Genomic DNA, 22825 nt, shown 5'->3' on the forward strand with positions numbered 1-22825 from the left:
CATCCGGTCCGGCTATTTCAACCCGGCCCCGATGGTCGCTGCATCCGGGTCGATGAAGCGCGACATCCGGGCGGCAAGATCGTGCCGGCGGTAGGGTTTTGGCAACAGCTCGACATCCTGCGGCATATCCCGACCGGCGAACTGCAGCGCAGCGGGATCGCCCGAGGTGAGCAGCACGCGGATATCGGGCCGGATCGCAAGAGCCTGGCGCGCGATCTGCGCGCCCTCCGATCCCACCTTCAGACGCAGATCTATGACCAGAACCCGGATCTGCAGGTTCTCTTCGAGCAAGCGCAGTGCGATCGCGGCATCTGTTTCGGTGGCAGATTCATAGCCGAGCGAAAGCAGCGCGCGCGCTGTGAAATCCAGCATCATCTGATCGTCATCGACGATGAGCACCTGTGAAGCTGCGTTCATCTGACGGCTTCCATTGCGAAAAAAATCGGACCAACCAACGAGCCCGAATGGCCCTGGCACCGTCATCATGCAGGCGGAAACAGCTTCGCGCAAGGGTCTGCCCCGAAGAACCCGCGCCCGGCCACGTCCCCGTCGTTCGGCAAGGACCCTCATCCACGGTCGCCACGGTCACTCCGACGGCATGACGGGAAAACAGGCTTCCACGTCGATCCAGGTTTCAGGCAGGATCGCCAGAACGTCGGTGAAGCGGTGACGGATCTCGATCTTGGCGAAATCGGCCACGCCATGACAGGCCGTGGCCGCCTCGGGTGTGACCGACCCTTCCGGGATCTCGATTGCCCAGGCACCGGCCTGCGCCTGCACAAAGCCGACCGTCCCGCTCGCATCCATGTTTTCCGCCGCAAAGCAGGGCGCGAGGCGCAGGCCGACACAGCGGGCCCCGGTCGACGCCGCATCCTGCAACGCAAGCCGTGTCCAGACATACCGGCTGACTTCGATCGACCCGCCCAACAGAAGCATCAGCGGCAGCGCGATGGCGGCGAACTCGATCGCAACGGCACCACGTGTATTGAACAGAAATGCCCTGATGGCGCGCCTCAAGGTCACGGCATCCTCAGCACGGAACGTGTCTCGACCCGATCGCCGTCGATGAAGGCATAGCCCGGAAAGATCGTGGAATGGCGGGTCGTTGCGGAAACCTGAACGAAGTGCCCGGCGCTGTCGCCAGAGGCGCATGGTGTGCCGCAGTCGGTCGCCTGTCCCCAGGCGATATCGTTCTCCATGAGGGTTGGACAGTAGCACATCGACGCGTCGCCCGGTCGGGAAGCCGTGGTGACCTCGGAACCGTTCCACGCCGCGCTGGCGGCATTGTTGACAACCACTTCGGCGGTTTCGTCTGCACCGCCCCTCAGCAAGTTGACAAGCCTCACGGCCAGATCTTCCGCCGCCGCTTGATCGCCGGGTGTGGTCTGGAGCAACGCGAACTCCGCCGTTGTGGTGACCCTTGCATCGAGCGAGAGCTTGGCATGGGTCGCGCTGCCAATGTCGATCACCCCGGCGAGAATGAACATCAAGACGGGCGCGACGAGGGCAAACTCGACCGCGATACTGCCGCTGTCGTTCTGGCGCAGCCACCGGACCATGCGAACCCCGTTCCGCGTCATCGCAGGAGTGCCACCTGACCGGCGCCTCCGGATTGCGGCAGGTCACATTCCGATGCAACGGATGTGCCGCCTGACATGGTGATTTCGGCCGCGATCAACTGAAGGCACCCCGCGGACCCGGCATTGGCGCTGGCCCCCCCGGTCAAGGTGATCGGATCGTTGGGAAAGTAGAGCGCACCAGACATCTGGCTTCCGCTGGCCCCGGCGGCAAACAAGGCACCGGCGTTGCGCGACGGATCAAGCGGCCCGATCACGGCAAGATCGGTGAAGGGGCCGGATTGCGGCGCGGTGAAACGCACGTTGCTGTATCCGGCAGTGACGCAAAAGGCCTGATCGCGGCAACTCCAGCCGCCGGGCTCAACGCCCGCCGCCGAGATCACGAAAGTGGTGTTTTCGGCCTCGACGCTGATCGTTTCGCCGCCGCACATGGCGCTGCCGCCGCCGTTGCCGCCGAGATGCATGTATCCGTTCACGACATAAAGTCCGGCACCGAAGCGAATCGCACCCGAGGCTACGATCGACCCGTTGATCTCGTGGAGTTCCGCCTCGGGGATCACCAGGCAACTGCCGCCACCACCGCCGTCGATCCACCCGGCGACTTCAAAGACGCCGTCATCGACATCGCCCATGAAGGTCTGCGACCCACCGCCGAGCGCAATGGCATCGCCATCGGAGGATGGGCCGAAACGGAAGCTGTTGCCGGTGCCCGTGCCGAGGGTCAGGACCGAGCCACCACTGTTCCAGACGCCGCTTGGCAGGACAAAATCGCTGGGGCCGTCAAAGACCAATTCACTGGTGTTGCAGATGCTGTAATATGCCCCGCTGCAGTTCTGGGTCGACCGGCCGATGCGATAGGTGCCGGCGCCGAACTCGGTGATCGACCCGCCGCCGGTGTTGATGCCCTCGGCCACGTTGTAGGTGCCGCCGGCAAAGGTCATCCGCGCACCGTTGTTGCGGATGCCGCCCGACAGGTTGTAGATCGTCTCTTGCGACGCGCCCGGGTTGAAGTCCAGCGTCAGACCGCCGCCAAGCGTGATGCGACCGATATTGACGGTGGACAGGCCAGGGCAGGAAAAGGTCCAGATGTTGCCCGAATACGTGAACGACGCGGTGCAGCCAATCGCCTCGGCCTGGGCGATGGTGGCCCCCTGGTTCCAACCGAAGTCGATATCGGGGCCTGTCGCCACGACCGCGAGATCGGGGGCCGAGAGTTCCTCCGTCATCGCGATCTGCTCACTGGCGCGCGTGATCGCATCGGAGCCGGCCAGCGGATCGGAGGTGGGTTGACGCACGATCTGCGTCTCGCCGCCGTCGGGTGTCCTGATGGTCTGGCAGTATTCCGGAAGCGGGTGCGGCCCGGTATTGTAGCTGAGGTCTTCGGTGATGATGCTGGTGCCGCAGGGAGCCTCGACCCCGGCGTTCGATGCAACCGCACAGTCTTGCGACTGAACCGAGGCACCGCCGGAGAGACTGATCCCGCTGCCATCGGGATCGAGGGCCTGAATACAGGCCGGTGCGCCCCCCAGTGCGCCCGCCACCGCCGAGGCCACAACATCGACCGAGGTGTCGCCGCCCACGAGGCGCGGCAACAGGAGCAGCTTCGGCGCGGTGACCGTCGCACGGACGGCCGTCCCGGAGGCCGTCGGGATCGAGGCGTCGAGTTCGACGACGATTTCACCGTCGCTGAAGCCGTTCAGGCGCGCGACCCGGTTGGCAGCATCGACCATCGGGCCGGTGCCGCCGGTGCGAGAATAGGCAACGGCGCCCGCGTGCGCGGCGAGATCGGCGGTGCGCTGCGCCTCGGCGCGCACCACGAGGTGTTGGCCGTATTCCAGCGCCAGCCCGGCAAAGCCGAGCAGCACCGGGATCGCCAGCCCCGCAATGACGGCAACCGCACCGCTTTCGCACTTGGTAAACGCCCCGACGAAGCTGCCTGGCGTTGCGCTTCGCAGCCCCGACGCGCCGGGCGCGAGGCCCTTTGCGACCGACGACAGGGCCGCGTACCTTCCCTTGCATTCCGGCGTCATGATCCTGATCCTGCACTGCTCGAGCCGATCTGGTTGGAATCCTGCATCGAACGGTAAAACGGGACCTTACCGGACCCCGTTGCCGGGCTGTAGCTGTCCACATGGCCCGGACCTATGGACAGTCAGATCTTGCAGCGATTCGTGCTAGCGGAGGAACACCGCCTCGCGCATCCCGTGGTCGAAGTGGTGGAAATCGCACCCTGACGGGGAGTTGCCGGCTTGCCCGAACCGCGTGGGCGAGATTGCCCGGACCGATGCGGGCAAAACCGCCCGCCAGATTGATTTCCCGAAGCTCGAAGGCAGGATCACGGGGGGCCGGATGGCGGTCGGAGGACGGCGGCGGATGGTGTTTTGGAGCCCTGGATGCGGGATGAAATTCAACAGTTTGAGCCCTTTACCGAGGGGGTTGGAAATCTGTCCGGGCAAGAATTCTGCCCTCGGAAACCCCGTGAACAGAAACCATTGGCCGGATCGCACCGCAATGACTAGACTCCTCCACACCTCGAAATGCGCTTGGGAAGCATCCCGGGCGTCACCGCGGGCACGTGATCGCCGAAGCACGACAGATCGCACACGCGCATTCGCAGGTTCAAGCTCGTCGCCACCGAGATTGAACGTCGGCTCTTTGGCCCAATCACCTGGAATTGCCTTCGCGCCGGAGAGAAGGTTGATGCGAAAACCATGAAAGTTGAAAAAATATTGCCGCGCTTCGTCGTGTTGCTATCCGCGTCGCTGGTGCTGGCTATCGCCGTCGCCGCGTATATCAGCGAGCGCCAGATCGCCGGGGAACGGTCGGCACAGCTCCGCAGCCGCGCCGAGGCCGCCTCGGAGGCATTCGCCCGCAGGCTTGATCACATGGCATCGACGGCGTCGATCCTCGCGTCGGCACCTTCCGGGGGCGCGGGCTGCGAAGATGCCCTTGCCTCGGCTCAAGCGGCCTTGGGCGGGGCCGTTTCGTTCATTGGCTTGGCAGGACCGGACGGGCGCGTTGATTGTGTCGCCCCTGCCGAGGCGCTGGCCCGGGATCTTTCAGGCCGGTCATGGTTTGGCGAAATGCGCGAGACCGGCACCACGGCCTACGACGGCCACCAGGTGAACCCGGCGACGGGCGATGCGGTCCTGCTCGTCGCGCGCCCGGTCGATGCGGCCAACGCCGACAGCGGCAATGTCGTCGTCTTGGGGGTCCGGCTGGACGGGATGGCGGACCCCATGCTGGCCGGGGTTGGCGATGGCGCGGCGGGGCTGGTTGTCACCGACCCGTCCGACACCGTCGTTGCCTCCAGCCTCGACGACGTGTCGATCGGCGCGCGGCTCGACGCGCCAGCGGCCAACGAGATCGGCCGGGCCGACCTTGCGGGAACGATCCGCGACGTGGCGGTGCGCAACCTTGCCCTCGGCAACCGAACCTTCCACGTCATCGCGGTGTCGCCGGAGCGCGGCCTGCTGGCGGGGCCGCTCTGGATCTTCGCGGCGCTGGCGCTGCTAACGGTGCTGGTCGGGCTTGCGGCATCGCTCATCGCCGTGCGGCTCGCGCGCCGCGACAAGGATGCCCCGACCGATGACGCAGCCCTTGATGAGGTGAAAGCCCTGCTCAGGGCAAAAACCGTGGCCCTGGATCAGGCCTGTGAACTTGCCGGGCTTGGCACCTGGACGCTCCTTCCCGATAGGGAATCGGTTCGCTCCACTCCGCACATGCGGGCGATCATGGGTTTTCCAGAAGAGCAGGAAATCGTCCGGATCGATGAATTCAGGGAGCGGGTGTTGCCAGAAGATCGGGGTGACTTCGATGCCGCGGTGATGCGCAGCCTGGAGGAACGCCGGACGACCGACGCCGAGTTCCGCGCCATTGGCGCGGACGGAGAGGTGCGCGTTCTGCGTTCCCGGACCGGGCCGAGCGGGGCGGTGCTGGACGACTCGCAAGACGGGATCTCGGGTATCGTGCAAGACGTAACCGACCTCAAGCGCAACGAGATGGCGCTGGCGCGATCCCTGCGGCTCGAACGGCTGGCCGGTGACACCGCGCGCGTCGGCGGTTGGCGCTACGAAATTGCAACGCGCAAACTCAGCGGCACCCGAGACACCGCGAAGCTGATCGGGCCCGAAACCGGCAATACCCTCCTGATCGAAGATGTTGTCGCCCGATTCACCGATGAGGATGAGCGCCTGCGGGTGGAGCGCGGCTTCTGGACCTGCGTCGGGGCGGGCAGCCGCTTTGACGAGATCGGAAGTTTCCGCAGGCTGGACGGCCAGGAAACCTGGCTGCGGGTGATCGGCGAGGCGGAGCGTGACGCATCTGGCAAGATCATCGCGGTCTACGGGGCAACGCAGGATGTGGGGGAGTTGGTCAGGGCCCGGTTTGCTGCCGAAGATATCCGGGCACTGCTGCAAACGATCGTGGACTCTCTGGGCGATGGTTTCATCGTTCTCAAGCAGGACGGCGCGATCCAGTACATGAACAACAGGGCACACAGCATCCTCGGCGTGCACGACCAAAACCTTGTCGGTCAAAACATATGGGAGGATCTGCCGGCAAAGGTCGCCCCGAGGCTGAAATGGTTGGTCACCGATGCGTTGGAAACCGGCGAGAGCCAGAATTTCGAGGGTGAGATCGGCGTCAACGGGTCCTGGATTGCCGTTGCGGTGCACGTGACACCTGCCGGCGTTGCGGTCTATCTCAACGACAGGACCGAAGAACGTGCGGCGCGCGAACGCCTGCGCCTGCTCGACGCGGCGGTTTCGCGGCTGAACGATGTGGTGATGATCACCGAGGCGCGCGAAATCAACCTGCCCGGCCCGCGGATCGTTTTCGTGAACGAGGCTTTCGAGAAAACGACCGGATTCTCCCGCGCCGAAGCCCTGGGGGCAACGCCGCGCATTCTTCAAGGACCCGACACCGAAAAGGAGCGTCTGAAGGAAATCCGCGACGCCCTCGAGTACCGCCGGCACGTGCGCGCGGAGCTGACGAATTACCGCAAGGATGGCACCCGTTTCACCTCCGAGATCGATATCAATCCGCTGTTCGATGCAACCGGAAACTGCACGCATTTCGTCGCCGTTCAGCGAGACAGGTCAAGGCGGCGGGATATCGAAGACCGCCTGCACGCGCGCGAGGAGCAGTTTCGCCTCGCGAGCATGGCGAGCAGCGACATCATCTGGGACTGGGACATGAAAACGGGCTTGATCTGGAACAGCGGCGATTCCGATGAGGTCTTCAGCCCCTTGCTCGTGCATTGGCACGACGACAGCATTCCGGAACGGCGCATCGAAAACGCTCTTGAGCGTATCCATCCCGATGATCGCCTCAAGATCACCGAGAGCCTCAATGCATCACTGGCCAGCGACGCGGAATCGTGGCGCATGGAATACCGGGTTTGGGGGGAAGATGGCGCGTGGCGCTATCTGAGCGACAGGGCGTTCATCGTGCGGGATGACGACGGCACGCCCCGGCGCATGGTCGGGGCCATGTCGGACGTCACCGACATGCGGGCGCTTGACGCCCAGTTGCACCAGGCGCAGAAGCTCGAAACCATCGGGCAGCTCACCGGCGGCATCGCGCATGATTTCAACAACCTGCTCACGATCGTTCTCGGCAACTGCGATATCCTTCTGGACGATCTCGGCGACGACTCCCGGCTTCGCCCGCTGATCCAGGCGATCGAGGACGCGGCCGAACGTGGTGCCCGCGTGTCGAGCGACCTGCTGGCCTTTTCGCGGCGCCAGCCGCTCGAACTGCGCCCGACCGATATCAACAGGCTTATCCGGCGATCCGCCAGCCTGTTCAAACGCGCGATCGACGCCAGCGTGGAGATCGAATACGACCTGACCGACTCGCCGACCGTGGCCTATGTCGACCCCGACAAGATGCAGTCGGCGCTGCTCAATCTGATGCTCAACGCCATGGCCGCGATCGAGGAGGATGGCTGCATCATCGTCAAAACGCGGTCGGTAACGGTCACCGATGGTGAGTTGCCCGACGATTGCGTGCCCGGCGAATACATCGAAGTCGATGTTGTCGACGATGGTAGCGGGATGTCGCCGGAGGTCGCGGATCGCGCGTTCGAACCCTTCTTCACGACCAAGGATCCCAGCGTCGGAACGGGACTGGGGCTCAGCTCGGTCTATGGCCTCATGAAGCAGTCCGGCGGCCATGCCAGAATCGAATCGGAACCCGGTGAAGGCACGACCGTCACGCTCTGCCTTCGGGCGTCCGACGAGGCGGAAACCGTCGCGCCAAGCGAAGCCCACAAAGCCCACGAAATTAGTGGCGGCCAACGGATCCTCGTTGTCGAGGACGACACCGAACTGCGGACATTCGTGCGCACGGTGCTGAGCCGGATGGGGTATCGAATCGTCGAGGCCAAAAACGGAGCCGACGCCCTCGATCTTCTGAAAAAGCGCAGCGACATCGACTTGTTGTTCACCGACATTGTCATGCCGTCCGGCGTCAACGGCGTCGAACTCGCCCGGGATGCGAAGAAGATGCATCCCGGCCTCAAGGTGCTGTTCACATCGGGCTACGCCCGCGAGGCCCTGCCAAAAGAGCGCCAGGCCCCGAGTGACACACCGATGCTTCACAAACCCTTCCGCACCAAAGACTTGATCCAGATGGTGCAGCAAGTGCTGGCGGACAAGCGCACGCCAAGGGTCTGAATGTGCGCGCCGCAGCGGGCTGACATGATGGCCTGACCATATGGCTAGGCCAGGAAGCCAGCTAGTTTCCAGCCCTCATGGACCGCATCTTCCATCACAGACGACAGACACGTCCAGGGCGGTCGGGGCTTCGGTGTTCGAAGGCCGCTGTCCCTGCCGGCAAGGCCGGATCACACACGGAAGAAGGAAGCCACCCATGCTGCAACTCATCCTCAAACTCAAACGAAGTGAATCGGGCGCGACCGCCATCGAGTACGGCCTGATTGCTGCCCTTGTCGCCGTGGCGCTGATCACCGCGCTTACGACGCTCGGCACCGATCTTGCCGGCATCTTCGGTGATGTTTCCACCGAACTGACCACCGCCGGCGAATAACGGCTCTGGCGCGGCACCGCACCTGCACCAGCTTTCCCCCCCAGGTCGGGCGCAGGGCGGTGCCGCGTCGGTAGGACTAATCAACATGCAGGAGGGCATCGCGAGCTTCGCTCCAGTCTGGTTCATCGGCGGACAGATCTTCGCAGGTGCCAGCGATGCAATCTGGATGCGCATACCCAATGCGCTCATTCTTTTTCTCCTGCTGGGCTACCTGATCAGCGTCGCGCAGACGCCACAGGAACTGGCAGGCCCCGCCGGAAGCGCCGCGCTGGCGGTCGGGCTCTCGATCCTCGCGGGCGGATTATTCCTGTTCGCACGCGGATGGATGGGCGGCGGCGACGTGAAGCTGCTTGCGGTCAACGGGCTTTGGCTCGGACCCGCGGCAACACCGGCGATGCTCTTGTTGACCGCGTTGGCAGGTGGGCTCCTCACCCTGGTGATGCTCGCATGTCGCACGCTCGGCCCGTCGCGCCTCGAAGCCCCCCGGACCCGTGCCATGCACGATCCGAAGGCACCCGTGCCCTATGGGATTGCCATTGCGACGGCGGCCATCGCCGTCGTGTTGCTACAGCCGAGGGCCCTTTTGGCGGGCTGAACGACCTCGGTCCCGCTGCTCGGAGGAACCGACATGCTTAGACCTCTCATTCTGATCATAGCCCTCGGGTCTGGTGGTGCCGCAGCGTGGATCGCGGCGCAGGAAACCGCACCGCAACCCGCGGTCGTCGAGTCGGCCCCGACAGCGACCGTGACCACCGCGGTTCTCGTCGCCGCGCGCGGCGTCCCGCGTGGGCAGAGAATGAACCCCGAGGATTTCCGCTGGCAGACATGGCCGGCGGGGGACGTGCCGTCCGAGTTCATCGAACGCGGGGCGCAGCCGGACGCCCTCGATAAGTTCACCGGCTATTTTGCCAACCGCGCGATCTCGGCTGGCGAGCCGATCGCGAGCTGGTCGCTCGCAGCGCAGCAAAGCGGCTTTCTGGCCGGCTCCCTCATGCCCGGCATGCGCGCGGTCGCGATCAACGTGAACGCCCAAAGCACGGCTGGCGGGTTCATCCTGCCGCACGACCGCGTCGATGTGCTTCACACAATGAAAGCGGCGCGCGAGCCCGGCAGCTCGGAGGTTCGCAGCCGCACCATCCTGCGCGGCGTTCGGGTGCTGGCCATCGACCAGACCACCGAAGACACCGAGTCCGGCACGGTTCTTGGCAAGACGGCGACGCTCGAACTGACGGATCCGCAGGTGGAAGCCGTCACCGCCGCTGAAGCAACCGGCACGCTTTCGCTGTCGCTGAGACCGTTCAACGAAAATCCCGACCAGGCGTCGATGATGGACATGGAGCCAACCAAGACGATCCGGGTCCGTCGCGGAACCAGCGTCGAGGACGCCGTCATCAACTGACCTCGATCCATCGTCGCATTGCCAGCACAGCGCCCCGTTTGGGCAAAGGAACAAGAAATGAAACATGCCGCAATCCCGGTCAACGAAGACGCCGCCGCGACTCCCTCGCAGGCTGCGTCGAGCGTCCGTGTGCCGCATCTGACGGCGGCCGCGTTCTGCCTGACGGCCGCAACCCGTGGCGCGATCGAGCGTGCGAGCTCGGATCGTCGGCTGACCCGGGTCAAGACCGAGGTGAACGATGGCGGGATCGACCGGCTGCGCCGGTCCTTTGCGACACGACAGACACCGTCGCTCCTCGTCGTCGAGGTTTCCACCACCGGCGAGGAATTGTTGAAGGAACTCGACGCGCTTGCGGAGATTTGCGATCCCGAGACCAAGGTTGTCGTGATCGGTGCCGAGAATGACATCGGCCTCTACCGCACATTGATGAAACGCGGGGTCGCCGAATACCTTGTCGGCGCGATCACACCGCTGGCCTATGTCGCGACGATCCAGAAGCTCTTCGGGCAGGAGTCCGCGACCCAGCTCGGGAAAGTCTACGTTTTCGTGGGCGCCAAGGGCGGCGTGGGAGCCTCGACCCTGGCGCAGAACGTCGCCTGGACCCTCGCCGAGGAGCGGTCCAGCCCGACCTTGCTGCTCGATCTGGACTTCCGGTTCGGATCGGCGGCCGTGAACCTTGATCTGAAACCGGTAACCGGGCTGGAAAAATACCTCGCCGCGCCCGACAAGCTCGATGCGGCGCTGCTCGATCGACTGGTGGTTCAGCGCGGGGAATTCCTGAGTGTTCTGCCCGGGTTCGACGACGCCCTCGGCGATATCGAACCCGCCCCGGAAGCTGTCGAACGCCTGATCGAGATCGCGCGGGCATCTTTTCCCCATGTCGTGGTTGATCTGCCGCACGACTGGTCTCCCGGCAGCCGTGATGCCCTGACGTCGGCCGACGAGGTGATCGTCGTGGCCGCGCCCGATCTGCCCAATCTGCGCAATGTGCGGGCGCTCCTGGAGCGGTTGCGAGCGCTGCGTCCGAACGATGCGCCGCCCCGGGTCATCCTGAACGGTTGCCGGGTGCCGCGGCGCAAGGAGATCGCGCCCGACAAGTTCGCCAAGAGCATCGGCCTCGAAACCTGCCCGACGATCACGTTCGATCCGGTGACCTTCGGAGCCGCCGCGGCCGAAGGGCGCGCGCTCCGCGAGCACGCGCCCCGCAGTAAGGCGCAAGGATCTGTCCGGCACCTCGCCCAGTCCCTGAGCGGGCAGAGCAAGGCGCGGCCGCGCGGCCCGCTGCGCCTTCTGCTCGGGCTTCGTTGAATGCGAAACCGGATCGCCCCCCTCCGCACTCTGAAAAACGAATGATGTCAAAACCCTTTGGAAAACGGACGGCTCCCACTGATGCACGGGCGCCAGCAGCTTCGGCCACCGACAACACGCGGGCGGTGGCGGTGCCGGATCGTGGTCCGAGCAGCCCGCCACTCCGGTTGACGCGGACGCAGGAGGCACCGCCGCCGCCGCGGCCCGTTGCCATCAAGGCCGCCGCGCCGGAAACGGCTGCCGAATACGCGGACCTGAAGAAAGAGATCTTCGGGGCCCTGATCGAGTCGATCAACATCACCGAACTCGGCCGGCTCGACCTTCAGGCCGCGCGGCGTGAGGTGGGCAGCGTTGTGGCCGAGATCCTCGCGGCCAAACGCGCCGTGCTGTCGGCAAGCGAGCAAGCCGAGCTGACGGAAGAAATCTGCAACGATGTGCTTGGCTATGGCCCCTTGGAGCCGCTGCTGGAGCGCGACGACATCGCCGATATCATGGTGAACGGAACCGACCGTATCTACATCGAGGTCGGCGGCAAGGTTCTGCAGACGAACATCCGCTTTCGCGACAACGAACAGCTTCTCAACATCTGCCAGCGCATCGTCAGCCGGGTCGGTCGTCGGCTGGACGAGTCGAGCCCGATCTGCGACGCGCGGTTGCCGGACGGAAGCCGTGTCAACGCGATCATCCCGCCGCTGGCGATCGACGGCCCGAGCCTGACGATCCGGCGCTTCAAGAAGGACAAGCTGAGGCTCGACCAACTCGTCGAGTTCGGGTCGATCACGCCCGAGGGGGCCGAGATCCTCAAGATCATCGGCAAGGTCCGCTGCAACGTGCTGATCTCCGGCGGCACCGGGTCCGGCAAGACCACCCTCCTGAACTGCCTCACGAAATACGTCGGCGCGGACGAGCGCATCGTCACCTGCGAGGATTCCGCGGAACTTCAGCTTCAGCAGCCCCATGTTGTCCGGCTCGAAACCCGACCGGCGAACGTAGAGGGCACCGGCGAGGTGACGATGCGCGATCTGGTGAAGAACTGCCTGCGCATGCGTCCCGAGCGGATCATCGTCGGCGAGGTCCGTGGCCCCGAGGCCTTCGATCTCTTGCAGGCGATGAACACGGGCCACGACGGCTCGATGGGCACCCTGCACGCCAACAACCCGCGCGAGGCGCTTACGCGGCTGGGCGCGATGATCACCATGGGCGGCTTCGACCTGCCGTCGCAGACGATCCTGCAGATGGCGGTCTCGTCGATCGACGTCATCATCCAGGCCGCGCGCCTGCGCGACGGCTCGCGGCGGATCACCCATATCACCGAGGTTCTGGGTCTGGAGGGCGAGGTTCCGATCCTGCAGGACATCTTTGTCTACAAGATGCTCGGCGAAGGCGACAACGGCCAGATCCTCGGTCGGCATCAGTCGACCGGGATCGGACGCCCGGCGTTCTGGGACCGCGCCAGAAATTTCGGTGAAGACGAACGACTTGCCCGCGCCCTTGAGGCGTCGGCCGTCGCGAACTGATGCAATCCATGGCTGAGCAGATGGCACAATTCGACTTCTCCCTCCTGATGCTGCCGCTCGTTGCACTGGCTGTGGCGGGGTTGATTCTCGGCCTCATGCTGCCCTGGATCCAGGCGCGCGAATTGCGCCAGCGCCGGATCGCGCTCGCGCTTGGCGGGGGCCTCGGCGAGAGCGGCCCGACCGCCTCGGGCGGCAAGGCCTCAACCCGTCGCAAGGCGATCGAGAAGACGTTGAAAGAGATCGAGGAGCGGCACCGGGCGCGCAGGAACCAACGCCGGCGGCCGGGTCTCGAGCGGCGTCTGCGCGAGGCGGGTCTGGCGTGGAAACCGCTTTTCTACTGGCTCATGAGCGTGGTCGTCGGCGTCGGCGCCTTCGCCCTATCGTTGGGATCGGGGCCGCTGATCGCCGCCGCCATCGCACTGGCAGCGGGCCTCGCATTGCCGCACCTCTACGTCGAGATCCTGCGCCGGCGGCGGCTGGCCAAATTCGCGGCGGGGTTCCCCGATGTGATCGACGTGATCGTTCGAGGGGTGCGCGCGGGGCGTCCGCTGGCCGATTGCCTGGCCATCGTCGCCGCCGACACCGAAGACCCGATCCGCAGCGAGTTTCGGCAGGTTGTCGAGGACCAATCGGTAGGTGTTCCCGTCCAGGAGGCGGTGGAGCGTCTGGCACAGCGCGTCCCGCTTCAGGAGGTCGGGTTTCTCGCGATCGTGGTTTCGATCCAGAACCGCGCGGGCGGCAGTCTGACCGAGGCTCTGGGCAACCTGTCCACGGTTCTGCGCGGACGCCGGCAACTGCACGCCAAGGTCAAGGCGATGAGTGCGGAGGCAAAGACCTCGGCAGGGATCATCGGTGCGCTTCCGGTGGTCGTGGCGGGCCTCGTTCACCTGACCAGCCCCGACTACCTCGCGGTTCTCTACCAGACCAACCTCGGCCTCGCCGTGATGGCCGCCTGCGCCCTCTGGATGGTGATCGGCGTGCTGGTGATGCGCCAGATGATCAACTTCGACATGTGAGGGAGACAGGACATGCCCATTGAACTGACATCCCCGCAGATTCAGCAAGCGATCATCTTGCTGGCTGCGCTCGCAACTTTCGCCACCATTCTTGCGGTCGCCTGGCCATGGATCGCCCGCGACCGGCTGGCGGAGCGGATCAGGCTGATCGAGCAAGGCCAGCGCCAGTCACCCCGCAGCAAGCGGTCACGCAGCGGCGCGCAGGTTGCCGGGCGCTCACACCTCTTCGCCAAGAAGCCGAACCGTCTTTTCGTCGGGATCGTGGAACGGCTGAGCCTGGAGCGGCTGGCCGACGAAAGCGGGGCCGCGCAGCTTCTGGGAATGGCGGGCCTGCGCGGACGCGCCCCGCTGGTAACCTTTCTCGCCTCGCGGCTGATCGCGGCGGTGGCAATGCCGGGCATTGCCTTTGGCTATATCGCGCTCGTGGTGCAACCCGACCTGCCGTTGCCGATCATCGCCGCCATGGCCTCCGTGGGCGCGGTCATCGGGTACTGGTTGCCCACGCTCTACGTGCGCAACCTGATTTCCAAGCGGCAAGGCAGCCTGCGCCGAAGCTGGCCCGACGCGCTCGACCTCCTGCTGATCTGCGTTGAATCGGGGATGAGCAGCGAGGCCGCCTTTCGCAAGGTGGCCGAGGAGATCGGCGCACAATCGCGGGAACTGGCGGAGGAAATGTCGCTGACAACCGCCGAACTCGCCTTTCTCTCGGATCGTCGGCAAGCCTACGAGAACCTCGGCACGAGAACCGGCCTGGACAGCATCAAGGCCACGATCATCGGCCTGATCCAATCGGAAAAATACGGCACGTCATTGGGACAGACGCTTCGGGTTCTGGCCAAGGAGAGCCGCGATTTCCGCATGGCTGCCGCCGAGAAGAAGGCCGCGTCGCTGCCGCCGAAGCTGACTGTCCCGATGATCCTGTTCTTCCTGCCGGTCCTGTTCGCGGTGATCGCGACCCCGGCGATCATTCAAGCGATCGGAGCGCCGTGACAATGGCCTGTGCAAGCCCACTTCCCGGCATCAACGCCTTGGCCTTCGCGCCCGGTTTTCGCGGCGGCATTGCGCCGACTGGCGACGCCGGCGCCCGCCGGTCACTCCGGCACGGCCTTCGCAACGCGTTGCGCCTGCTGCATCCAGCGCTCAAGCGCGAGGGCCACGCCGCGGTCGTGACGCGCCGCCTCGTCAAGGTCGGCGGAAGCGCTCGCAAGCGCCAAGAAACCGAACATCCCGGCGCGGCCGGCGGCCCGGTGGGCCATATCGCGGAGCGCCGCGTTGCCTGGCCGGGCGTTCTCGATCCGGTCGAGATGGTCCGCCAGCTCTTTGCAGAAAATGCGCAGACGGCTCAACGCGCCGTCTTCGCCGAACACCTCGCAGGCCTCCATCCATGCGTCCGGATCCTGAAATTCTCCAACCGGCTGCGGCCTCTGATCGCGTTCCAACATGCGTTTCCCTGTTCGGTTTTCTCGAACGACTCTCTCAATGAATGCGGGGCACCTCAATGAAATACCCGAAATACTGCGTGCCGGTCAAAGCCACCCTGGAAAATGGAAGCCAGCACTTCGGCGGCGTCCATGTCCGGCAGAACCAGCGCGTGCTCGACGTGCTTTGCGATGAACGGGCGTTCATCCCGTTCAAGCTGCGCGACAGGACCGTGCTTCTGAACAAATCCAAGCTGGTCCAGCTCGACCTGCTGGAACTGGACGAGATCGGGGCGATGCAGGACGTGCTGCCCGAGTTCGATCTCAACTACCTGAACGCGAACGACTGGTGAACCTCGCTGGGCACCCGTCTGCTTCACCGTCTCATCAAAGGGAGTGTTGGCTGACCATGACGACAGAACTTCACAAGCTCTCGGATGAAGCAGGCCGGATGAAGGCTTTCCTCGCTCTCGATGCGTCAACCTACGGGTCCGAGGCCGGCTTTCGCAATATCACCCGGCTGCTTCAGCTCATGCTCGGGATGGAGATGGTCACCATCAGTCTGATCAGCGCGGACAAGCAGATTCTAAGGGCGAAACAGGGTTTTGACGTGGGCGAGGGCGCGCGAGAAGCGGCAATCTGCAACACCGCGATCCAAAGCTACGAGCCCCTTGTCATCGAGGATACCCTTGAGGACGCCCGTGTGCGCGACAACCCTTTCGTCACCGGGCCGCCCTTCCTGCGCTGCTACATTGGTGCACCGCTGACAACGGTGGACGGATACAACCTGGGCACGATCTGCGCTTTCGAAAGCACGCCGCGGCAATTCAACAGGCGCGAGATCGAATTCGTCACTATCTGCGCAAAACTCGTCATGAACGAGTTGGACCTGCGTCGCCAAGCCAATCGGGATCCGCTGACCAAGGTCTTCAACCGGCGCAGCTTCGAGGCCGGGCTGAACCGGGAAATGGAACGGTTGCGCCGCCGCCCGGGCAACGCCGTCGTCGCCTTCCTCGACATCGATTTTTTCAAGTCGGTGAACGACACCCATGGCCACCCGGTCGGCGACCGCGTCTTGCGCGAGTTCGCCGCCGTCATCTCGGACCAATGCCGCGAGAACGACCTGGTCGCCCGCCTTGGCGGCGAGGAGTTCGCCGTATTGCTGCCGGACACCGACCTCGCCTCCGCCCGGATCTGGGCCGAACGGACGCGCTGGACCGTGGCCAACGCCTGGTTTGGCGGGGCCGACGCGGTCTCGTTGACGGTCAGCGTGGGGCTGACCGAACTCGACGCAACGCACAACACCTCCGATGCAATAGAACTCGCGGCCGACCATGCGCTCATGGAAGCGAAGCGCCTTGGGCGCAATCGCGTGGTGTCGCCATGATGATGGGACGCGCACTCAACTTGTCCAATTTCGTAATACCGAACACAACCTCGGTTGAAGCCCCAACTCAAACCGCGCCCGTGTTCAACGCGGTGCGATCAATGATGGCAGACTCGGCGGAGCTGACCAGAGCCTTCGAGAACGGCGACCTTCTGCTGCACTATCAGCCACAGGTCGATGCGTCGTACTGCTGGCCGAAGGTCATCGGTTACGAAGCGCTGTTGCGATGGCCGCTTCCTGACGGAAGCTTCGTTCCTCCAGACCGTTTCATTCCGATTGCGGAGAACAACGGACTGGTGGCCGCGCTCGACCTCTGGGTAATCGCCTCGGTTTGCGACGAGCTGGCCCGGGTCAAGGCGGACGGCGCACCCCGCAGCGTTGGCATTTCGGCCAATGTCAGCACGGCGCAGTTCGGACAGCGGAGCTTTGCAAAATCCGTCGCCGACAGCCTGACCCGGACAGGGGTCGATCCGGCACACCTCACACTCGAGATCACCGAACGGACCGCCCTCGACCGCAACGAGGTGACGCTCAGAAACATCCAGGCTTTTCGCGAGATGGGTGTCTCGCTGTCGCTCGACGACTTTGGCACCGGCTATTCGTCGCTCCTGCACCTCAAGACGCTGCCGATCCAGGAAATCAAGCTGGACCGAAGCCTGGTCAGCGATCTGCCACAGCAACAACGCGATGCGGTGATCGTGAGCGCCACCATCGGCCTAGCGTCCGCGCTCGGGCTGCGGGTGATCGCCGAGGGCGTGGAAGTGGCGTCGCAGGCCAATTGGCTGCGCGAGAACGGCTGCCACCTGATCCAGGGGTTTCTCTACGGACGCCCGGCTGCCCGAAAGCGCGACGCGATCACCCCGTTGCCGGCCCCCGCAAACCGGTAATGCGCGCCGGTTGAAGCGCCCCGAACCCAATCCACAGCGCGCCCGCGTTCGGCCGAACGCATGCGCGGCGGCGCTGACCGAGGCCTTCGTTCAAGAAGGCCCACCCCGTTCTCAAGCGAAGAAAAGAGCTCTGAGCAAATCAATGGACCACGTTTTCGACACTCATGCCACTGGCATCAAGGCCCGGATCAAACCGAGGCCCCGCCGCACGCGACCCGCGTGTGAGGCCAACCCGCCCTACCCCGCCAACCACAAGCCGAGGGGCCTGCCGCCGCTCCCCATGACGCAAGCCATGCGCGGCCTCGCGAAGATCCACCCTGAAGGCGATCTTCCCATGCCCCGGCCGCAACCCGCCGCTGTCTCGCGCGCCCGAATGGGCAACGTCAGCGGCCCAGGTGGAGAAAGCTGATGGCTCGCACCCGACCGATTGCAGACAACGTTATCCGCGATGATTTCACGACGGAAATGATCCAGGGCGGACGTTACAACGACCACCTGATCCACCATCGCGATCCCAGCGTCGAGGGACATGATGGCACCGGCCTTTCATCGTTCAACGGCGACGACATCCTTGAAGGGTCGGTGCCCGACGGCGGCCAGATCCATATGTTCGCGGGCAAAGGCGACGACTGGTTCGTGCTCGATGTCACCAAGGACCCCGACGCCATCGGGATGCAGGGCCACCACGTCTATGGCGGGCATGGCCAGGACACGTTCCAGTTCACGAATATCGAGGAGAATCTCTCTCCCATCGTCGGCCGTCTCGATGATTTCGACCCGACCTCGGACCAGATCCTGATCGAGGATACCGAGATTGACCTGACCGATCTGCCGCGCAACGTCACGCTGCCCGGCGGCGGGTCGGTTGAGGTTCGGGTGATCGAGATCGAACATCCCGAGTTCATCGACGAGGATCTTGGCAGCCAGTATTTTCTCGCCATCGGCGAGGATATCTTTTACGCCCTCGACGGCGCGCGCGACCTTCAGAACGGAACCTCCGGGATGACCGGCGAGGAGCGCCACTTCCTGCGCCCCCCTGCCCTTGAAACGCTCAGGTCGGCGGAGACGGTTCAATATGAAAACCCGAAGAACTTCGTTCCGCGCGAGTTCTACGAGGACCGCGAAGATGAACTGAACCTGGACTGGTATCCCGACGGCCACGAGGTCTTTGCCGACACCGGCGACAAGACCGCGGCGCATATGTTCGGCGGCAAGGGCAACATGCATGCCCACAGTGCAACCGGGGGCCAGGTGATGCATGGCAGCGACGGCGACGACGTGATTGATGCCAACACCGGCAATGACACGGTGAATGGTGGTCAGGGCGATGACCTGATCGCCGGCGGCATTGATTTCGACGACCTCCGCGGTGGATCCGGTGACGACATGATCTGGGGCGGCGACGGCGATGACAGTGTCGAGGGCGACAGCGGCAACGACCACCTGGAAGGTGGCCGGGGTGATGACGTCGTGTCGGGGGGAGAGGGCAACGATACCATCGTCGGCGGTCGCGGAGACGACACGCTCGAAGGCGGCGGCGGCGAAGATGCGATCAACCGCTTCCACTTCTACGAGGAAGGCGGCCACGACACGATCCTCGACTTCAAGGTCGATCTCGATCTGATCACCTTGCAGGACGACATTGATCCGCTGACGGTCGAGCTGTTCGAGAACAAGGACGGCAACACGGTCATGAACTACGGCGAGACCGGCTCGGTCGAGTTGAGCGGCGTGTCCCTGGAGGCATTCCAGGAAGCCGCAGAGATCCGGGCGGAGGAAGAAGACCCGATCATCACGATCACGCCCGATCCGGAAGAGGAAATGCTCCAGGGCGTCAGGGCGGAAAGCGGATTCTACGACGACGAAGAGCCGCCGAGCCTCATGGTCGAGGGGCTCCAGTATGGTGCCACGCCGTTCCAGGAACCCAGCCCCGGCGGCTATACCTACGTGACCGAAGACGAGATCGACGAGGGGTCCGAAGCGCCCGACCACGACGATGACCCTGACGACAAGGACGAGGATGAGCACCAGCACAATCACGAGGAGGACGACGAGGCTTACCACATGCTCCCGATGGTTCCCGTGAATGATGAGGAACAGGAGACCGAGGAAGAAGACCCCGAGGCCGAGCTTGCCACGTGTTTCGTAGCCACCGCGGCCTATGGTGACCACGGGCATCCCGACGTGGTGTTCCTGCGCGCCTTTCGCGATCATTGGCTGGTGCATCGCGCCTGGGGGCGCGCCTTCATCGCGTTCTACTGGCGTGTCGGTCCGAAGATGGCGCGGCCGGTACGGCGCAGCCCGAGGCTCGCGGGCGCGTCAAAGGCCTTGATCTCGGGCATCGTCCGGATTCTGCGCAAGGTATGGGTCTGACATCTTCCGGGGCCGGAGCAGCCTCGCAAGTGCAAAGACCGTTTTTTCGGGCTCCCCACCGTGGCACGCGCCGCGGTGGAGGTGCGGCCTGTGCCGAGGCGAAGGGGCGCGGAACGGGATCGGTCGCCAGCCGAGGCGGTTCGGCCGCTCGGCTCGCTGTCCAGCCAGCTTTCGGGGTCAGCTCAAACGACCGCGCTGCTGCATCGGGGCGATGCCAAAGGCAGCGCGATAGACACGTGAGAAATGGCCAGAACTTTCAAACCCGCACGCAAGCGCGATCTCAAGCACCGAGGCCTCGGTTTGCACCAGCAGGTGCCGGGCGCGCTCCAGTCGCAGCTCCATGAAATACTTCTTGGGCGAGGTGTTCAGGAACTTGCCGAACAGCCGCTCGAGTTGTCGCGTTGAAATGCCGATCTCGGCGGCGATCTTGGCAGGGCTGAGCGGCTCCTCGATGGTCTCGCGCATGAGCTGGATCGCGCGGGTGAGATGGGCATTGCGGATACCGTTGCGCGATTGCAGCGAAACGCGTTGCGCCGCCGTGGCCTCGCGCACGGCGCTGTAGACCATCTGATCGGCCACCGCCACCGACAGGTCGTAGCCGTGATCGCGTTCGATCAGGTGCAGCATCAGATCCGCCGTCGCCGTGCCGCCCGAGGCGGTGAGATGCCGCTCGTCCGCGACGAAGACGTTGCGCACAAGGTTCACCTCGGGAAACCGCTCCATGAAGCTGTCGTGGAACTCCCAGTGGATCGCCGCTTTCATGCCGTTCAGAAACCCGTCTTCGGCGAGTATCCATGCACCGGAACACAGCGCGCCGATCGGGGTGCCGTGCCGCTCTTCGCGGCGCAGCATGGTTTGGAGCGTCGGGGAGAGATGCGCGCGCATGTTGATCCCCGACAGCACGAACAACCGGTCGCATTTCGGCACCGTGTCGAAGCCATGATGGACCAGCGTCACCGACCCGTTCGAGCAGGTGGCGGTCTGGCCATCCTCCGACGCGAAGCGCCAGCCGTAGAGCGTCTCGCCGCTCAGGAGGTTGGCAATGCGGAGCGGCTCGACCGCGCAGGAAAACGCGAGATGCGAGAAATCCTCGACCAGGGCGAAGATGAAATGCTGCGGTTCTTTCATCGCGGATCCATCGGCGGGCGGCATCCTTACTTGGGTGTTCACACATCCCAGTCTTGAATTATCCATTGCGTATACAAAGTGTATTCTTTAGAAAGCAAGACATATCTGATCCCGAAGGAAGCCCGGAAATGGCCGCAAGAGACCGAAAGACCGCGCTTTCGACGCATCTCAAACACGCGATTCTCACCACCGCGATCCGCCCCGGGGCCGATCTCGACGAGGCGGCGATCTGCGGCGCGTTCGAATTGTCGCGCACACCCGTGCGCGAGGTGTTTCGAGAACTGGCCGGGCTGGGCTATGTCGATCTGCGCGACAATCGCGGGCCGCGCGTGTCGGACCTTTCCCACACCACGCTGCGGGATTTCTTTCTGGCCGCCCCGATGATCTATGGCGCGATCCTGCGGCTGGCCGCGCACAACGCCACCGACGTGCAGATCCAGGCCCTGCGCGGCGCACAGGAGACGTTCCGCGCCGCGCTCCGGGTTGGCTCCACGCCCGACCGAACGCTGGCCAACAACCGCTTTCACGAGATCACCGGCGAGATGGCAGGCAATATCTACCTGCTGCCGTCATTCCACAGGCTCCTGATCGACCACGCGCGGATCTCGATGACCTTCTACCGCCCGGAAAACAGCACCATGGCCGAGAATGTCTCGGAAGCCAGCCGCCAGCATGACGCCATCATAGATGCCATCGCCGCCCGCGACGAGGCAGCGGCGGCGCACCTGGCCGAAGATCACTGGAACCTCTCGCGCCACCAGATCGAACGTTTCGTGATGCCCTCGGCGCTCGACCTGCCGATGGGCAGCCATGCCCGCCCCTAGACCCGGATGAGGACCGCGATGACACCAATCTTTCGCTTCGACGGGATCTATACCCCCGTCATCACCCCCTATGATGCCGACGGGTCGGTGAACCCGGGTGCGCTCGGGCAGGTGATCGAGCAATTGATCGCAGGTGGCGTGCACGGCATCATCACCGGCGGCTCCACCGGCGAGAACTATGCCCAGACATTGGCCGAGCGGGTAGAGCTGGCGCGGCTCACCCACGAGATGGTCAAGGGCCGCGTGCCGCTGGTGATGGGCACCGGCGCGATGTTGACGGCCGATTCCATCGCGCTGGCCAAGGCTGCGCGCGAAATCGGGGCCGATGCGATCCTGCTGGCCTCGCCGCCTTACGCGGTGCCGACCGACCAGGAAAACGCGGCCAACGCACTGGCCATCGACCGGGCGGCGAACCTTCCGGTCATGCTCTACAACTACCCCGGCCGCACCGGCACGATGATGGGCGAGGCGTTTCTCGATCGCGTCGGCCGCTCGCGAAATTTCTGCGGCATCAAGGAAAGCTCGGGCGATATCAACCGGGTGCACCTCCTGGCGCGCGATTACCCGCATATCCAGATGGGCTGTGGCATGGATGATCAGGCGCTGGAGTTCTTTGCCTGGGGCGCGCCGTTCTGGGTTTGCGGCGGCTCCAACTTCCTGCCCAAAGAGCATGTCGCGCTCTACAACGCCTGCGTTGTCGAGGGCGATTTCGCCAAGGGGCGGCGGATCATGTCGGCCATGCTGCCTTTGATGCGGGTGCTGGAACAGGGCGGCAAGTTCGTCCAGACGATCAAGCACGGCGTGACCCTGACCGGGATCGACGCCGGCCCGCCCCGCCCGCCGCTCAAGGGACTGAACAAGGACGACAAACGCACATTGGAACAGGTGGTGCGCGTTCTGAAAACCACCATTGCAAGCATCACGACGGAGGGCTGAGA

The 22825-nt window shown here is 64.4% G+C and carries 20 protein-coding genes; 14 read left to right on the top strand and 6 right to left on the bottom strand.

Going from position 1 to position 22825, the window contains the following annotated elements; all coding sequences use genetic code 11:
- Positions 1–12 precede the first annotated feature (12 nt).
- The 4 genes from B9Y97_RS04080 to B9Y97_RS04095 form a co-directional block, all read right to left on the bottom strand.
- Complete coding sequence (locus B9Y97_RS04080) at positions 13–417, bottom strand: response regulator (RefSeq protein ID WP_176224291.1); 405 nt, start codon at positions 415–417, stop codon at positions 13–15.
- Positions 418–585: 168 nt separating this feature from the next.
- Positions 586–1017: a TadE/TadG family type IV pilus assembly protein gene (locus tag B9Y97_RS04085; RefSeq protein WP_176224292.1), complete on the bottom strand. Its 432-nt coding sequence runs from the start codon at positions 1015–1017 to the stop codon at positions 586–588.
- A 2-nt stretch (positions 1018–1019) separates the two neighbouring features.
- On the bottom strand, positions 1020–1559 hold the full coding sequence (locus B9Y97_RS04090; protein WP_176224293.1) for a TadE/TadG family type IV pilus assembly protein: 540 nt from the start codon (positions 1557–1559) through the stop codon (positions 1020–1022).
- 17 nt (positions 1560–1576) lie between these two features.
- Positions 1577–3607: a TadE/TadG family type IV pilus assembly protein gene (locus B9Y97_RS04095; RefSeq protein ID WP_085525553.1), complete on the bottom strand. Its 2031-nt coding sequence runs from the start codon at positions 3605–3607 to the stop codon at positions 1577–1579.
- A 681-nt stretch (positions 3608–4288) separates the two neighbouring features.
- Here B9Y97_RS04095 and B9Y97_RS04100 point away from each other — a divergent pair.
- From B9Y97_RS04100 to B9Y97_RS04135, 8 genes are all read left to right on the top strand, one after another.
- Positions 4289–8257 carry a PAS domain S-box protein gene (locus B9Y97_RS04100; protein WP_085525554.1) on the top strand — a complete coding sequence of 1323 codons (3969 nt, stop codon included), beginning with the start codon at positions 4289–4291 and terminating at the stop codon, positions 8255–8257.
- 196 nt (positions 8258–8453) lie between these two features.
- On the top strand, positions 8454–8630 hold the full coding sequence (locus B9Y97_RS04105; RefSeq protein ID WP_085525555.1) for a Flp family type IVb pilin: 177 nt from the start codon (positions 8454–8456) through the stop codon (positions 8628–8630).
- A gap of 85 nt (positions 8631–8715) precedes the next feature.
- On the top strand, positions 8716–9225 hold the full coding sequence (locus B9Y97_RS04110; RefSeq protein ID WP_085525556.1) for an A24 family peptidase: 510 nt from the start codon (positions 8716–8718) through the stop codon (positions 9223–9225).
- 33 nt (positions 9226–9258) lie between these two features.
- A complete protein-coding gene (gene cpaB / locus B9Y97_RS04115) occupies positions 9259–10029 on the top strand; it encodes a Flp pilus assembly protein CpaB (protein ID WP_085525557.1) in 771 nt (256 codons plus the stop codon).
- 57 nt (positions 10030–10086) lie between these two features.
- Complete coding sequence (locus B9Y97_RS04120) at positions 10087–11337, top strand: AAA family ATPase (protein ID WP_085525558.1); 1251 nt, start codon at positions 10087–10089, stop codon at positions 11335–11337.
- Positions 11338–11504: 167 nt separating this feature from the next.
- Complete coding sequence (locus B9Y97_RS04125) at positions 11505–12854, top strand: CpaF family protein (RefSeq protein ID WP_254900844.1); 1350 nt, start codon at positions 11505–11507, stop codon at positions 12852–12854.
- Positions 12855–12862: 8 nt separating this feature from the next.
- Entirely contained in the window at positions 12863–13870 is a 1008-nt protein-coding gene (locus B9Y97_RS04130) for a type II secretion system F family protein (protein WP_217809434.1), read from the top strand.
- A 12-nt stretch (positions 13871–13882) separates the two neighbouring features.
- Positions 13883–14860: a type II secretion system F family protein gene (locus B9Y97_RS04135; RefSeq protein ID WP_085525560.1), complete on the top strand. Its 978-nt coding sequence runs from the start codon at positions 13883–13885 to the stop codon at positions 14858–14860.
- Positions 14861–14961: 101 nt separating this feature from the next.
- On the opposite strand, the gene B9Y97_RS04140 is transcribed toward B9Y97_RS04135, so the two are convergent.
- A complete protein-coding gene (locus tag B9Y97_RS04140; RefSeq protein WP_176224294.1) occupies positions 14962–15309 on the bottom strand; it encodes an Hpt domain-containing protein in 348 nt (115 codons plus the stop codon).
- A 59-nt stretch (positions 15310–15368) separates the two neighbouring features.
- On the opposite strand from B9Y97_RS04140, the gene B9Y97_RS04145 reads away from it, so the two are divergent.
- The 4 genes from B9Y97_RS04145 to B9Y97_RS18245 all read left to right on the top strand — a co-directional run bounded on the left by B9Y97_RS04145 (position 15369) and on the right by B9Y97_RS18245 (position 19935).
- Entirely contained in the window at positions 15369–15641 is a 273-nt protein-coding gene (locus B9Y97_RS04145; protein WP_139828221.1) for a hypothetical protein, read from the top strand.
- Positions 15642–15697: 56 nt separating this feature from the next.
- Complete coding sequence (locus B9Y97_RS04150) at positions 15698–16675, top strand: GGDEF domain-containing protein (protein ID WP_085525563.1); 978 nt, start codon at positions 15698–15700, stop codon at positions 16673–16675.
- Between the two features lie 80 nt (positions 16676–16755).
- Positions 16756–17562, top strand: coding sequence for a putative bifunctional diguanylate cyclase/phosphodiesterase (locus B9Y97_RS04155; protein WP_176224295.1), 807 nt, complete (start codon positions 16756–16758; stop codon positions 17560–17562).
- A 408-nt stretch (positions 17563–17970) separates the two neighbouring features.
- Entirely contained in the window at positions 17971–19935 is a 1965-nt protein-coding gene (locus B9Y97_RS18245; RefSeq protein ID WP_217809435.1) for a calcium-binding protein, read from the top strand.
- Between the two features lie 177 nt (positions 19936–20112).
- Here B9Y97_RS18245 and B9Y97_RS04165 read toward each other — a convergent pair whose 3' ends face one another.
- The gene (locus B9Y97_RS04165; protein ID WP_085528099.1) at positions 20113–21063 is read right to left on the bottom strand and encodes a GlxA family transcriptional regulator; all 951 of its coding nucleotides are present in this window, start codon (positions 21061–21063) and stop codon (positions 20113–20115) included.
- Positions 21064–21191: 128 nt separating this feature from the next.
- Between B9Y97_RS04165 and B9Y97_RS04170 the strand changes: the two genes are divergently transcribed.
- Entirely contained in the window at positions 21192–21887 is a 696-nt protein-coding gene (locus B9Y97_RS04170) for a GntR family transcriptional regulator (RefSeq protein WP_085525565.1), read from the top strand.
- Positions 21888–21905: 18 nt separating this feature from the next.
- Positions 21906–22823, top strand: coding sequence for a dihydrodipicolinate synthase family protein (locus tag B9Y97_RS04175; RefSeq protein ID WP_085525566.1), 918 nt, complete (start codon positions 21906–21908; stop codon positions 22821–22823).
- The last annotated feature ends 2 nt before the right edge of the window (positions 22824–22825 follow it).

Source organism: Maritimibacter sp. HL-12, assembly GCF_900177545.1.
GTDB lineage: Bacteria > Pseudomonadota > Alphaproteobacteria > Rhodobacterales > Rhodobacteraceae > Sinisalibacter.